12 protein-coding genes are annotated in these 12,604 nt (G+C 69.6%); 7 read left to right on the top strand and 5 right to left on the bottom strand.

Going from position 1 to position 12,604, the window contains the following annotated elements:
- The first annotated feature begins 34 nt into the window (after positions 1–34).
- From IT359_10455 to IT359_10440, 4 genes are all read left to right on the top strand, one after another.
- Positions 35–571, top strand: coding sequence for a DUF4199 domain-containing protein (locus IT359_10455; protein MCC6929399.1), 537 nt, complete (start codon positions 35–37; stop codon positions 569–571).
- Positions 572–618: 47 nt separating this feature from the next.
- Positions 619–978: a TIGR03067 domain-containing protein gene (locus IT359_10450; protein MCC6929398.1), complete on the top strand. Its 360-nt coding sequence runs from the start codon at positions 619–621 to the stop codon at positions 976–978.
- A gap of 39 nt (positions 979–1,017) precedes the next feature.
- Positions 1,018–1,512: a hypothetical protein gene (locus IT359_10445; GenBank protein MCC6929397.1), complete on the top strand. Its 495-nt coding sequence runs from the start codon at positions 1,018–1,020 to the stop codon at positions 1,510–1,512.
- A 72-nt stretch (positions 1,513–1,584) separates the two neighbouring features.
- Entirely contained in the window at positions 1,585–2,064 is a 480-nt protein-coding gene (locus IT359_10440; protein ID MCC6929396.1) for a tRNA (cytidine(34)-2'-O)-methyltransferase, read from the top strand.
- Positions 2,065–2,192: 128 nt separating this feature from the next.
- Here the strand turns inward: IT359_10440 and IT359_10435 are convergent, their stop codons facing one another.
- A complete protein-coding gene (locus IT359_10435; GenBank protein MCC6929395.1) occupies positions 2,193–3,494 on the bottom strand; it encodes an alpha-hydroxy-acid oxidizing protein in 1,302 nt (433 codons plus the stop codon).
- Positions 3,495–3,592: 98 nt separating this feature from the next.
- Here IT359_10435 and IT359_10430 point away from each other — a divergent pair, with 98 nt between their 5' ends.
- Entirely contained in the window at positions 3,593–5,281 is a 1,689-nt protein-coding gene (locus tag IT359_10430; GenBank protein ID MCC6929394.1) for a beta-N-acetylhexosaminidase, read from the top strand.
- 107 nt (positions 5,282–5,388) lie between these two features.
- Positions 5,389–6,018, top strand: a complete 630-nt coding sequence (locus tag IT359_10425) for a hypothetical protein (GenBank protein MCC6929393.1) — start codon at positions 5,389–5,391, stop codon at positions 6,016–6,018.
- Here IT359_10425 and IT359_10420 read toward each other — a convergent pair.
- From IT359_10420 to IT359_10410, 3 genes are all read right to left on the bottom strand, one after another.
- Entirely contained in the window at positions 6,015–6,821 is an 807-nt protein-coding gene (locus tag IT359_10420; protein ID MCC6929392.1) for a 1,4-dihydroxy-6-naphthoate synthase, read from the bottom strand. The two genes, IT359_10425 and IT359_10420, sit on opposite strands and share 4 nt — an antisense overlap.
- A gap of 11 nt (positions 6,822–6,832) precedes the next feature.
- The gene (locus tag IT359_10415) at positions 6,833–7,402 is read right to left on the bottom strand and encodes a hypothetical protein (protein ID MCC6929391.1); all 570 of its coding nucleotides are present in this window, start codon (positions 7,400–7,402) and stop codon (positions 6,833–6,835) included.
- Positions 7,403–7,493: 91 nt separating this feature from the next.
- Positions 7,494–8,729 (bottom strand): N(4)-(beta-N-acetylglucosaminyl)-L-asparaginase, encoded by a 1,236-nt coding sequence (locus tag IT359_10410; protein MCC6929390.1) that lies wholly within the window; start codon positions 8,727–8,729, stop codon positions 7,494–7,496.
- 166 nt (positions 8,730–8,895) lie between these two features.
- Between IT359_10410 and IT359_10405 the strand changes: the two genes are divergently transcribed.
- Positions 8,896–11,967 carry a hypothetical protein gene (locus tag IT359_10405; protein MCC6929389.1) on the top strand — a complete coding sequence of 1,024 codons (3,072 nt, stop codon included), beginning with the start codon at positions 8,896–8,898 and terminating at the stop codon, positions 11,965–11,967.
- A 15-nt stretch (positions 11,968–11,982) separates the two neighbouring features.
- Here IT359_10405 and IT359_10400 read toward each other — a convergent pair whose 3' ends face one another.
- On the bottom strand, positions 11,983–12,600 hold the full coding sequence (locus tag IT359_10400) for a YigZ family protein (GenBank protein ID MCC6929388.1): 618 nt from the start codon (positions 12,598–12,600) through the stop codon (positions 11,983–11,985).
- Positions 12,601–12,604 lie beyond the last annotated feature (4 nt).

The raw sequence follows: 12,604 nt of genomic DNA, 5'->3' as shown, positions 1-12,604 counted from the left end.
AGGATCGCCCCATCCTCAACCGGCAAGGTGTTCCATGAAGAAGATCGTCCTCACGTTCGGGCTCATCGCCGGCGTGATCATGGCGTCGTCGATGATCATCGGGCTCCCGTTCCGCGAGCAGATCGGGCTCGACCGCGGGATGGTCATCGGCTACACGACGATGGTGCTCGCCTTCCTGATGGTCTACTTCGGGACGCGGCAGTACCGCGACACGGTGGCCGGGGGGAGCATCGGTTTCGGTCGCGCCTTCGCGGTGTCGATGGCGATTGTCGGGGTGGCGACGGTGTGCTACGTCGCCACGTGGGAGGTCATCTTCTTCTTCGTGACGCCGGACTACGCGGACGCCTATGCGGCGCACGCGATCGACAAGTTGCGCCAGGCGGGTGCACCGGCGGCGCAGGTGGCGGCCAAGGTGAAGGAGATGGAGGAGTTCAAGGTCATGTACCGGAATCCGCTGATCAACATCGCCTTCACGATGCTGGAGCCGCTCCCGGTGGGACTGCTCGCCTCGCTTCTCTCGGCGTGGATGCTGAGTCGCAGGCGGAAGGTCGCCGCGATCGCCACCGCCTGACGTTCGTCGTTGATTCCGTCAGCCACAACTCACACTGGAGAGGCACGATGCTCGATGGGACCTGGAAGGCGACCGAGGCGACGATGGGGGGGCAGCCGTTTCCGCCGCCGGTCCTCGCGATGATGACGCTGACCATCAGCGGGGGTGGGACGGCGTACCGCGTGCAAGTGGGGCCGCAGCTCGATGTGGGGACGACGACGGTCGACGACACGCAGACGCCGCGTGCGATGGACATTGCCGGGGTGGAGGGGCCCAACGCGGGGAAGATCATCCCGGCCATCTATGACCTGGGCGGGGATACCCTTCGCGTCTGCTATGACCTATCGTGCCAAGGTCGCCCGTCGGCGTTTGCCAGCGCCGCTGGGACGCAGCAATTTCTGGTGACCTACCAACGCGCAGCGAGCTGACCGCCGCCAGGCGGCGCGCGCGCCAGCACCCGTCTTGTCGTGGGCCTCTTCGATCGCTTCCGCACCCGGCAGATCGCCGACGTGGCGTTAGGCACGCTCGAATACCGGGGCGGGTGGTGGCGCGGGCGCATCAAGCTCCCGGCGCTGGGCGAGGCGGAGCTGCAGCTCCCGGGGAGCGACCGGGCCCCCTCGGAGCCCGCGCGCGCGATCGTCGTCGACGGGCTGCCACGGCACTGGCCGGCGCTGCAGCTGGCGATCGCCGGCGCGCTGTTCGCGCACTACGAGCCATATCGCGACGCCGGCGCGGAGATCGAGCTGGACGACGTGAGTGACGCCGTGCCGAACATCGCCAGCGCCGCCGACGTGTGGCGATTCGTCCGGAAGCCGCTGGTGCGGGTGGCCGACGCGGGCGACGGCTTCGACGTGCGCTTCGCCTTCGAGGTGGCCTGGGACTTCGAGCATACCGTCGGGATCTACGTGCACGACTGGTCCATCTACGACGTATCGGGGAGCGTGCTGCGCGACCACCTGTAGCGCGCGCCGCGGCTGGTGCGCGGGGAGGCGACGTCCTAGGTTGCGGCGCGACCATTCCCCCCGCCCCGCACCGTGTCGATCCACGTCGTCCTCGTTCACCCCGAGATCCACTGGAACACCGGCAACGCCGGGCGTACCTGCCTGGCGACCGGGGCCACGTTGCACCTGGTAGAGCCGCTGGGCTTCTCGCTCGACGAGCGCGAGGTGAAGCGCGCAGGGCTCGACTACTGGGAGCACGTGGACCTGCGCACGTGGCCGTCGTGGGCGGAGTTCGAGGCTGCGCTGCCGACGATCGGCGAGCCGTTCTTCTTCTCCACCAAGGCGGCGCGCCTGTACTGGGACGCCCCGTTAGGCGCGGCGCACGACGTCGTCCTGGTATTCGGGCGCGAGACGGGCGGCTTGCCCGCTGAGCTGCACACGCGGTACGCGGACCGCTTGGTGGGGATGCCGATGGCGTCGCCGCTGGTGCGATCGCTCAACCTGTCGACGAGCGTGGCGCTGGGCGTCTACGAGGTGTTGCGGCAGCGGCGGGTCGGCGGAGTTCCTGGCTGACTTCGGCTTCGTGGCTGGTGGGGCGCGCGAATCTGTCACTCGTGGGGGCGCTCTTCTCAGAAGAGCTTTTCAGGTCTTGAACAACAACAACGCACCGCGCACCACCACCCGCCTCGCGCGCCAAAGCCTCACGCCGGCGCAATGTGGCGCATCGAGATCTGCGACAGGCTTGTCGTTCCGCTCTGTTTCATCACCAGCTCGAACTCGCGGCGCAGGATGGTCAGCACCGCCTCGACGCCCTCCTGGCCAAAGGCGCCCAGCCCCCAGATGTAGGGGCGCCCGATCCCCGTGGAGGCGGCGCCTAACGCCATCGCCTTGAAGATGTCGGTGCCGCGGCGGAAGCCACCGTCGCAGATCACGGGGATCTTCCCGCCCGTCCCCTTCACCACCTCGGGAAGCGACGTCACGGTGGCGCGGCGCGAATTCTCGGCGCGGCCGCCGTGGTTGGAGCAGAACAAGCCATCGACCCCGTGCTCCACGGCGAGCGCGGCATCCTCCTCGGTGACGATCCCCTTGAGGAGCACCTTCATGCGCGTCGACTGCTTGAGCCGGTCGACAAACTCCCAGGTGAAGGTCCCCTTCTCCAGTTGCGGCGGGAGCGCCTGGTAGCCGACGAGGTTGGGCTTGCGGCGGTTGTCGCGATCGTCCACGCGCCCGCTCACGCCCGGGAGCGGTGGCCCCCCCAGGTGGCACTTGATGCACTCGCGCGCGTCCTTGCGCGCCTCGCGCACCAGCGTCTCGCGATTGCTCCCGGCGAGCAGGTCGACCGTGAAGACAATGGCGGGGGCGCCGGCACGTTCGGCGCGCTGCACCATCTGCTTAGTCATCGACCAGTCGCCCTGCGGGTAGAGCTGGAACCAGACGCCGCCGCCCCGCGCCTCCATCGCCTCCTCGATCGAGGTGGTGGAGACGGTCGACAACACCATGAGGTGATCCCTCGCCCGCGCCGCGCGCGCGACCGCGACCTCACCCTCCTTGTGGAAGCCCTTCTGGCTCCCCACGGGGTTGACGACGATCGGGGAGGGATAGCGGCGGCCGAACCAGTCCACGCCGGCATCGATGCGACTCACGTCGATGAGACGGCGCGGGCGCAACACCCAGCGATCGAAGCCGGCACGATTCGCGGCAATCGTCGCGTCGTCATCGGTCCCGCCCATGATGTAGCCCCAATGCGCGATGGGGATGTTCCGCCGCGCGACCGGTTCGAAGTCGAAGACGTTGAGCGCCTCCGACGCCTTGGCGATCACCGGCTCCTGCGACGCGGCCGCCCGGTCGACCTGGTCAACGAGGTCGAGGACGGTGCGGTCGCCGACACGCTTGTCACCGGTGAGCGCGGCGAAGGTCCGAGGGTCGAGTCCTGCCGCGGCAAGGAGTGGACTCCCCGCGAGGAAGGCGAGGAAGCGGCGGCGCGAGTTGGGGTCGGTAGGCATGAAGGGAATGGGGGGCGCGGCGAGCGCGTTGTCCAGATCGACCGGTTCCGGAAGCGGAGGCACTGGCGTTCGGCACCGTCCCGGCATCATCGTGCCGCATGACCCCGACTCCCATTCGCTTCGTGCGGGCCGGCGCCCCGGTGGTGCTCGCCCTTGCCCTGCTCGCCTGTCGCTCGTCGGCCGCAATGCACCCGGCGCCCGTGCAGACTCAAGTCCCCGCCGCGGCACCAGCACCGCGCCCCGGGCCGCGCGTGATCCAGCCACCGCCCGCCGTGGCGTCGATGGCGGTACACCCTATCGTTCCGCAGCCAACGGAGGTCGTGCCATCTGATGGCCCCCCCTTCGTGATCGGGAAGACAACCTCGGTGGTGGTCCCCACGGGGAATGGCGAAGCGGCGCGCCTGGGCGAGATGCTGGCCGCACTCCTGCGCCCGTCCACGGCGCAACCGGTGCCGACGCGCGCCGCCGACGGGGCGCTCCCCGTTGGGGCGATCGGCTTCCGCCTTGCCGGCACACCCGCGTTAGGGAGCGAGGGGTATGAACTCCTCGTCACCGCCGACTCGGTGCGCATCGTGGCGGGGACGCCCGCCGGGCTCTTTCACGGAATGCAGTCGCTGCGACAGCTCTTCCCCGCCGGGATCGAGGCGGAGCAGGGAGAGATGCAGATGGCGACGGCGTGGAGCGCACCGGCCGGGCGCGTGAGCGACACGCCGCGTTTTGGCTGGCGTGGCGCCATGCTCGACGTGGCGCGCCACTTCTTCACGGTCGACGAGGTGAAGCAGTTCATCGACCTCCTCGCCCTGTACAAGCTCAACACACTCCACGTGCACCTGTCGGACGACCAGGGGTGGCGCATCCAGATCGACGCGTGGCCGCGCCTGACGACGATCGGCGGGAGCACGGAGGTGGGCGGCGGGCCAGGAGGCTTCTATACCAAGGGAGAGTGGGCGGCAATCGTGCGCCATGCACAGGACCGCTTCATCACCGTGGTCCCCGAGATCGACATGCCGAGCCACACCAACGCGGCGATCGCCGCGTATCCCGAGCTTGGCTGCAGTCGCCCCGCCCCCGACGGCCCCACCGCCGGCGGCCCCCCGGCGCCGTACACCAACATCCGCGTGGGATGGAGCACCTTCTGCTCCGACAGCGCGCTGACGTACCGCTTCATCGACGACGTGGTGCGTGAACTCGCCGCCATCACCCCGGGACCGTACCTCCACATTGGCGGCGACGAGGTCGAGGTGCTCACCGACGAGCAGTACACGCGCTTCGTCGAACGCACGCAGGACATCGTGCGACGCCACGGCAAGATGGTGGTGGGGTGGGAAGAGATCGCCAAGGCGCGGTTGCACCCGACGACACTCGCGCAGCAATGGCGCAGCGACACCGCGCTCCGCGCCGTGCGGCAGGGGGCGAAGATCATCCTCTCGCCGGCGGCGCGCACGTACATCGACATGAAGTACACGCCCACCACCGAGCTGGGGCTGCGCTGGGCCGGCTTCGTGGAGCTGCAAGCGTCGTACGACTGGGATCCGGCCACCTTCTATCCCGGCGTGGGTGAGTCGTCGATTGCCGGGGTCGAGGCGCCACTCTGGTCGGAGACGATCTCGAACATCACCGGCGCTTTGTACCTGGCGGTGCCTCGCCTCCCGGCGCTCGCCGAGGTGGCGTGGAGCGCCCAGGGGCGGCGCGACTGGGAGTCGTTCCGGACGCGCATCGCCGCGCATGCCCCGCGCTGGCGCCTGCTGGGGATCAACTACTACCCGTCGCCGCAAGTCGCCTGGTAACAACGATGGGTTGCATTCGGACATTCTGACCGATCGGGTGACGCAACGTATGGTGAGGCGTCCCCCAAGTGCGGGCGGTGCGCGGTGCACCGCCCAGGCCAGCCGCAATGCCGCCCATCGACGACGCCCAGCGCCAGACCGCCAGCAGCACCGTCATCCCGCTCCCTGCCCTGCGGGCAAAGTTCCGCCTGGAACTCCTCCTCGAGGGGGGCCTCGTGGCGTCGGGGGCGCTGGCCGCGACCGTCATGGCGCTCGGGTTGCGCGGCTACACCCTCCTCCAGCCGCTCATCCCCGCCGCGATCGTCCTCGTGACCAGCGCGGTGGCGCTGCGACTGATGCGCGTGTCGCTGGCCCGCTTGCGGCTGACGGAAACCCCCGACGGCGCCATCCTGCGCGTCGACGCCGCAGGGCTGGTGGTCCCGGTCACGCTCCTCCTCTCGCACAACGTGCTGCAGGACGATGCCGCGGCCAGGACGGTGCGCCTGCCGTGGGCACGCATCTCGTCGTGGACGGTACACCCCGCGCGCCAGGGCGCACGCCGGCGTTCGCCCGCGCACCACGAAGTGATCATCGGTGAAGGGGCGAGCGCCGAGTCGTTCTATATCTCGCGCGAGGACCTGGGGGCCGAGGGCGATGCGGCGCTGCGCGAGGTGGCGGCCGCGCATTCGCCCCACGCGCTCGACGTGCGCGACCCGCGGCTGCTGCGCACCCCGCCGGCAACGTCCCGCATCGCCTAACGCGCCTCCGGCGCCGCTCCGACCAGTCGCTGGATGGCGCGCCGCCCGTCGTCACCCACGTCGAGCGAGAAGTCGTTCACGTACAGGGCGATGTGCTGGGCGCACACCTCGGCCGATAGCTCCTGCGCGTGCGCGCGCACGTAGTCGCGGCTGGCCTCGGGGTGGTCGAAGGCATACTGCACCGACTCGCGAATGGCGCGCTCGGCGGCGTCGGCGAACGTGGGCGCGAGCGAGGCGCGGATGCAGATGCCGGCGAGCGGGACGGGGAGCCCCGTCTCGTGCTCCCACCAGTCGCCAAGGTCCATCGCCTTGTGCAGCCCGTGCTCGTGATACGTGAAGCGCGACTCGTGGATGATGAGCCCCGCGTCGAACTCGCCCGAAGCCACGGCGCGCAGGATGCGGTCGTAGCGCACCTCGGTGACGTCGGCCAGCGACGGTGCCGCCAGCCGCAACAGGCGGTACGCGGTCGTCTCCTTTCCCGGAATCGCCACGCGCCCACGCACCGCCTGGCCCAGCGTCTGCGGCGTGCGAGTCACGACCAGCGGCCCCACCCCCTTGCCCAGGGCGCCACCGCTCCGCAGCAGGCGATAGCGCTCACCCACCGCGGCGAAGGCCCCCACGCTCAACTTCGTGAGGTCGAACGCTCCCTCGTGCGCGCGGCGGTTCAGCTCCTCGATGTCGAGGAGGACCGGCCGTATGCGGAACGGCGCCTCCACCACCCCGTGCGCCAGCGCGTGGAAGGCGAAGGTGTCGTTAGGGCAGGGGGAGAAGCCGAAGGTCAGTTCCGGGAGCGCGTTAGGCACGGCAGCGGCAGTCAGGAGGCGGACTCGATGGCGGCCACCAGTTGCGGCGTGGCGGCCGAGATGGCGGCGAAGGCAGCGGCGAAGTGCCAGCGCGCGCGATCCTCCTCCTCGATCTCGTTGGCAATGGCGCGCACCTCGATGGCCGGAACGCCCGCGCGCTCCGCGGCGCGGAGCACCGCGAACCCTTCCATCGCCTCGACGTCGCAGTCGGCGCTCCCGCCAACGCGGCCACTCGTTCCGATCACGCATGTTGGCACGCCCGGGAAGGCGCGCTGCACCGCGCCCAGCAGTTCGCGAGACGCCTGCACCGTGTCCGGCGACCAAGGCTCCGGGATCACGAGGTCGTCGTAGCGCGCCTCGCGTCCAATCACCAGCGACGCCGGCGGGAAGGCAGCGCGGCGCCGGCCGCCGGCAATTCCCACGTGGAGGATCGCGGCGGGGCGTGACGCCTCGATTGCAGCCGCGGTGCTCGCTGCCGCCTCCACCGGTCCCACACCGCACAGCAGGGTGCGCCACCCCGCGCTGGTCGCGAGCTCGCGCGGGGTGGCGGCGATGACGAGGATCTCGGCGCGTGCTGGCATGGGTGGGGAAGTCTAAGACGTGCGGATGGCAGGCGGCAGGATTTCGGCCAACGACAGGCCGGCGAGCTGACGGCCGCGACGCGCACGAGCTTCAGTCCTCGGGGGTGCCAGGGAGCAGCGGCTCGAGTTCCACCGCCTGCGCCCCGTTCTCGGTGCACACTGCGTGCTTGGTCTCGCCGGCATGGTACATCGCGACTCCTGCCCATTCGCCGCGCTTGTTGAGGACGAAGAAGCGGATGTTGAAGTTGGGATTCCCTTTCGTGTTGAGGAGCCGGCTCTCGACCGTGTTGCCCTTGATGCGCTTGAGCGCCTCCATTCCGGCGTCCTTTGGGCTCATCCCGCGTCGCATCGACTCCACGATGAGGAACGACGACAGGTTGTAGAGGTTGGCCTCGCCGCGTCCGGTTGAGCCGGCGGCCCCGACGTCGTTGTCGACGTAGAGTCCCGCGCCAAGGATGGGCGAATCGCCGGTGCGCCCCGGGATCTTCCACGCCAGCCCGCTGGTGGTGGTCACGCCGCAGATGTCGCCGTTGGGACCGATCGCATCGCAGTTGATCGTCCCCCAGAAGGATCCCTCGCGCAGCAGCCCGTCGCGCACCATCGAGCGGCCGGCGGCCAGGGCGCGCGATTCCCAGTCGGCGTTAGGCACGCGGTGCGGGCTCGACGCGAACGCCGCATCGCCCGGGTCCTTCTCGTGCTTGTCCTTCGGGGCGCGCCCCTTTCCCCTGGGGTCGAGCCAGTGCTCAGGGTCTACGCGGCGCTTCCATTCGCGCCACAGGCGGCGCGAGTTCTCGGTGTTGAGATCGTCCTCGATGGTGAAGCCCATCTGCCGGGCGAACTCGCGGGCCCCGGTCCCGCTCAGCAGGTGGTGGTCGGTGTAGTCCATCACTGCCTGCGCCACCAGCGAGGGGGTGCGCACCCCTTCGATGCAGGCCACGGCGCCGGCGCGCCGGCGCGGGCCGTGCATGCACGACGCATCGAGTTGCACCACGCCGTCGGCGTTAGGCAGTGCGCCGTAGCCGATCCCCGTCTCCAGCGGGTCGAGCTCGGGAATGTTCACGCCGGCGATGAGGGCATCGAGGACGTCCTTCCCCTCAGTGATGAGGCGGAAGGCGCGTTGCACCGCGTTCTCGGCGCCGCCGTTGCGAAACTCCCAGCCGGAATAGTCGGAGATGACCACCGGGCGCACCGCGCGCTTGAGCCACAGCTCCGGGGCTCGCGCCGGCGATGCACCCGCCGCAGCGGTCGTGGGGAGCGCCAGCCCGGCGAGCGGGGTGGCGGCGAGCGTGGTCGAGGTGCGCTTCACGAAGTCGCGGCGGGAGAGCATGGCGGCGTGGGAAGAGGTGGCGAGGTACGACAATTCTCCCTGAGGGTGCGGGCGGGGGGAAGGGCGGGCGAGGGAGAACCGAGGTGCGCGGCATCGAGCGGCGGGATTGGTGTCGCGCGACGTGCGGTGGAGGTAGATTCGCGCGACCTTCCTCCCCCCACGACCGATGTCCCGTCCCACGTCTTTCTCCCGACTCGGCGCAACGGCTGCGCTGTGTGTGTCGCTGACGCCCTTCGCGCTCTGCGCGCAGTCCCCGTTCGACTCGCTGCGCTTTCGCCAGATTGGCCCCGCCGCCCTGGGCGGACGCATCCACGATGTGGAAGGGGTGAACGGCGATCCCCTCACGCTCTACGTCGCCACCGCATCGGGTGGTTTGTGGAAGACGACCAACAAGGGGACGACGTGGACGTCCATTTTCGACGACCAGAAGGTCGCGACCTTCGGCGACGTGGCGATCTTCGAGGGCGACGCGCGCATCCTCTACGTCGGGACGGGGGAGCAGAACAACCGGCAGAGCAGCTCGTGGGGGAACGGGGTCTACAAGTCCACAGATGCCGGCGCCACGTGGACGCACCTGGGGCTGGAGCGCACGCGGCACATCGCGCGCGTGGCGATCCACCCCGCCAACCCCGACATCGCCTGGGTGGCGGCGGCTGGCGACCTGTTCGCGCCTAACGTCGAGCGCGGCATCTATCGCACCACCGATGGCGGTCGCAGCTGGACCAGGACGCTCTTCATCGACTCGCTCACCGGGGCCACCGACGTCGTCGTGAACCCGGTGAACCCCGACATCGTGCTCGCGGCCACCTACCAGCGCCTGCGCACGCCGTGGGGCTACAACGGTGGCGGCCCCGGGAGCGCGCTCTACAAGTCGGTGGACGGCGGCGTGAGCTGGCGCGCGATCACCGACGGGATCCCGGCTGGTGACAAGGGGCGCATCGGGCTGGCCATTGCCCGCACCGACCCGCGCGTCGTGATCGCGACCATCGAGCACCGCACCGAAGGCGGTACCTACCGATCCGAAGATGGCGGTGACTCGTGGCGCAAGGTCAACACGCTCAACCCGCGCCCGATGTACTACTCGTCACCGGCCATCGATCCCACCAACGCCGACCGCGTCTGGATTCCCGGCGTCACGGTGTACCGCAGCGACGACGGCGCGCGCACCTTCCGCACGCTCCCCACAGGGCCCACCTACGACGTGGGGCTCAAGGGGGACCACCACGCCTTCTGGATCGATCCTTCCAACTCGCGCCACGCCTTCCTGGGCGGCGACGGCGGGTTGCACGAGACCTGGGACCTGGGGGAGACGTGGGTGCGCATGAACAACCTCCCCATCGGGCAGTTCTACTCGGTCGCCGCCGACGACCGCGACCCGTACTGGATCTACGGCGGGATGCAGGACAACCACTCGTGGATGGGACCCAGCGCGACGCGACACTGGTTAGGCATCGTGAACGAGGACTGGCGCCAGATCGGCTTCGGCGACGGGATGTACCAACGCCCCGACCCGTTCAACAAGCGATGGGTCTACACGGCGTCGCAGAACCTGGGAATCCAGCGTTTCGATATCGAGACAGGGGATCGCCTCGGGCTCAAGCCCTTCCCTCCCGCGGAAGGCGACACCGCGTACCGCTTCGACTGGACGGCCCCGATCATCGTCTCGCGTCACATGCCGGGCACGCTCTACGTGGGCGGCAACCGCCTCTTCATCACGCGCGACTACGGCAACTCGTGGACGCGCACGAAGGACCTCACGCGGCAGGTGAACCGCGACACGCTCCCCATCATGGGGGTGATGGGGCGCAACATCACGCTCTCGCGATACGACGGCGAATCGTCGTTCTCCGAGCTCTCCACCATCTCCGAGTCGCCGCTCGACGCCAAGGTGCTCTGGATCGGGACCGACGACGGCGTGGTGCAGCTGTCGCGCGATGGCGGCCTCACGTGGAACGACGTCACGTCGCGCATCCCCGGCGTCCCCGCGGGGACGTTCGTGAGTCGCGTGCACGCCTCCTCGTTAGGGCGCGGTGCCGCCTATGTCTCGTTCGACGGGCATCGCGGCGGCGACTACGTTCCGTACCTCTACCGCACGCTCGACTTCGGCGCCACGTGGACGCGCGTATCGGGGAACCTTCCCGGCGACATGCCGGTGCGCACCGTGCACGAGTACGATGGGAAGCCCGGCGTCGTCTTCGCGGGGATGGAGTTCGGCCTCTATCTCTCGGTCGACACGGCGCGCACCTGGTCGCGCGTCGCCTCGCTCCCCACCACACGCTATGACGACATCCTTGTGCATCCACGAACGAAGGATGTGATCGTGGGGACGCACGGACGCTCGATCTGGGTCCTTGACGACGCGTCGCCAATCGCGGCGTGGTCGCGGGCCATCGCGGCAAAGCGCGTGCACCTCTTCCCGGTGCGCCCGGCGACGCTCTTCCAGTTCTGGGAGGACTTCTCCTATCGCGCGCAGGGGGCGTTTGCCGGGGAGAACCCGAAGGACGGCGCACTCATCTCGTACTCGCTAGGCAGCGCCGCGAATGCCGTCACGGTCACGATCGCGACGCCGGCCGGCAAGGTGATTCGTACGCTCAAGGGACCGGCGACCGCCGGCATGATCCATCGCATCAACTGGGACCTGCGCCACGCGCCACCTCCGCCGAGCGGATTCGGCGGCGATGAAGAAGGAGGGAGCGCCGGTGCGCTTCCGCGCCCGCCGCGCGCCATCGACGATCGCGGGCCGTTCGTATCGCCGGGGACGTACGTGGTGACGATCGACGCCGATGGCGAGAAGTCGACGCAGTCGGTCGTCGTGAAGCCCGATCCGCTCCTCCCGGTGAGCGTGGCGCAGCAGAAGGTGCGCGAGTCGTTCCTGCTCGAGGTCAGCGGGGCGCAGCTGACGGTGGCCGAGGTGGGGCAGCGGATGACGGCGCTCCGCCAGCAGCTCACCGACAGGCGCACCGCCGCGGCGGAAGGGAGCGGGGCGCGCGTCGGCGCCGACAGCGCGCTCACGCGCCTCACCGCGCTGGAGCGAACGCTGCGCGCGGGGCCGGGCGCCGTGCGCGGGCGCGTGTACGGTCTCGCCGGGGAGTTCAACGGACAGGGGGCGCTGCAGGGATCGCTCCATCCGCCAACCAAGACGCATCGCGAACAGTTCGCGATCATGAAGGCAATCATTACCCGGCTGCAGGTGCAACTGGCAGAGCTGGAGGCGAAGGTCGGGGCGCTGCAGGACTGATCGCCCCCACCGCCGTCACTCGAGGCCAAACGTCCCCTGCCCGCTCGTGGCGTTGCCCACAGCGACGCGTAGCGCGTCCACGTTGGACGCGGGAACGCGCACGAGAAGCTCGACGTTATCGCCGAACCGTTCGTCCAGCAGCTCCCCTTCGTGGCCGGGGAGAAGGTTGCGCACGGCGGCAAAGGCCGCGTAGCCCACGCGCAGCTTCACGTCGACGGTCTCGACGCGCTCGCGCCGCTCGAGTCGCGCCAACGCTTCCTGCACCGCGGCGGAGTAGGCGCGCACGAGCCCGCCGGTCCCCAGCTTGGTCCCGCCATAATGGCGCGTGACGACGGCGACGATCTCTCCAACTCCCGAATGCATGAGAACGGTGAGCATGGGACGCCCGGCGGTCCCGTGCGGCTCGCCGTCGTCGCTCATCCCGATGCGCGCCGAGCTGCCCGGCGGGCCGGCAACAAAGGCCCAGCAGTTGTGCGTCGCATCCTCGAACTCGCGCTGCATCTCCCTGATGAAGGCGTGCGCCGCCTCGGGCGACTCGGCGCGCGAGACGGTGCACACAAAGCGGCTGCGCTCGATGACGAGTTCGGCGCGCGCGCGCGCGGCGGGAATGGGGTAGCGATCGGCGGCGGTCATCTCG

The organism is Gemmatimonadaceae bacterium (assembly GCA_020852815.1).
Classification (GTDB): Bacteria; Gemmatimonadota; Gemmatimonadetes; order Gemmatimonadales; family Gemmatimonadaceae; genus SCN-70-22.
The sequence above is the reverse complement of the archived record's forward strand: the minus strand, read 5'-3'. Positions and strand labels throughout refer to the sequence as shown.

Bases quoted from the DNA above. Each gene is read 5' to 3' on its own strand.
- IT359_10455 (MCC6929399.1), top strand. From the start codon at position 35: ATGAAGAAGATCGTCCTCACGTTCGGGCTCATCGCCGGCGTGATCATG.
- IT359_10450 (MCC6929398.1), top strand. From the start codon at position 619: ATGCTCGATGGGACCTGGAAGGCGACCGAGGCGACGATGGGGGGGCAG.
- IT359_10435 (MCC6929395.1), bottom strand. From the start codon at position 3,494: ATGCCTACCGACCCCAACTCGCGCCGCCGCTTCCTCGCCTTCCTCGCG.
- IT359_10430 (MCC6929394.1), top strand. From the start codon at position 3,593: ATGACCCCGACTCCCATTCGCTTCGTGCGGGCCGGCGCCCCGGTGGTG.
- IT359_10425 (MCC6929393.1), top strand. From the start codon at position 5,389: ATGCCGCCCATCGACGACGCCCAGCGCCAGACCGCCAGCAGCACCGTC.
- IT359_10415 (MCC6929391.1), bottom strand. From the start codon at position 7,402: ATGCCAGCACGCGCCGAGATCCTCGTCATCGCCGCCACCCCGCGCGAG.
- IT359_10410 (MCC6929390.1), bottom strand. From the start codon at position 8,729: ATGCTCTCCCGCCGCGACTTCGTGAAGCGCACCTCGACCACGCTCGCC.
- IT359_10405 (MCC6929389.1), top strand. From the start codon at position 8,896: ATGTCCCGTCCCACGTCTTTCTCCCGACTCGGCGCAACGGCTGCGCTG.
- IT359_10400 (MCC6929388.1), bottom strand. From the start codon at position 12,600: ATGACCGCCGCCGATCGCTACCCCATTCCCGCCGCGCGCGCGCGCGCC.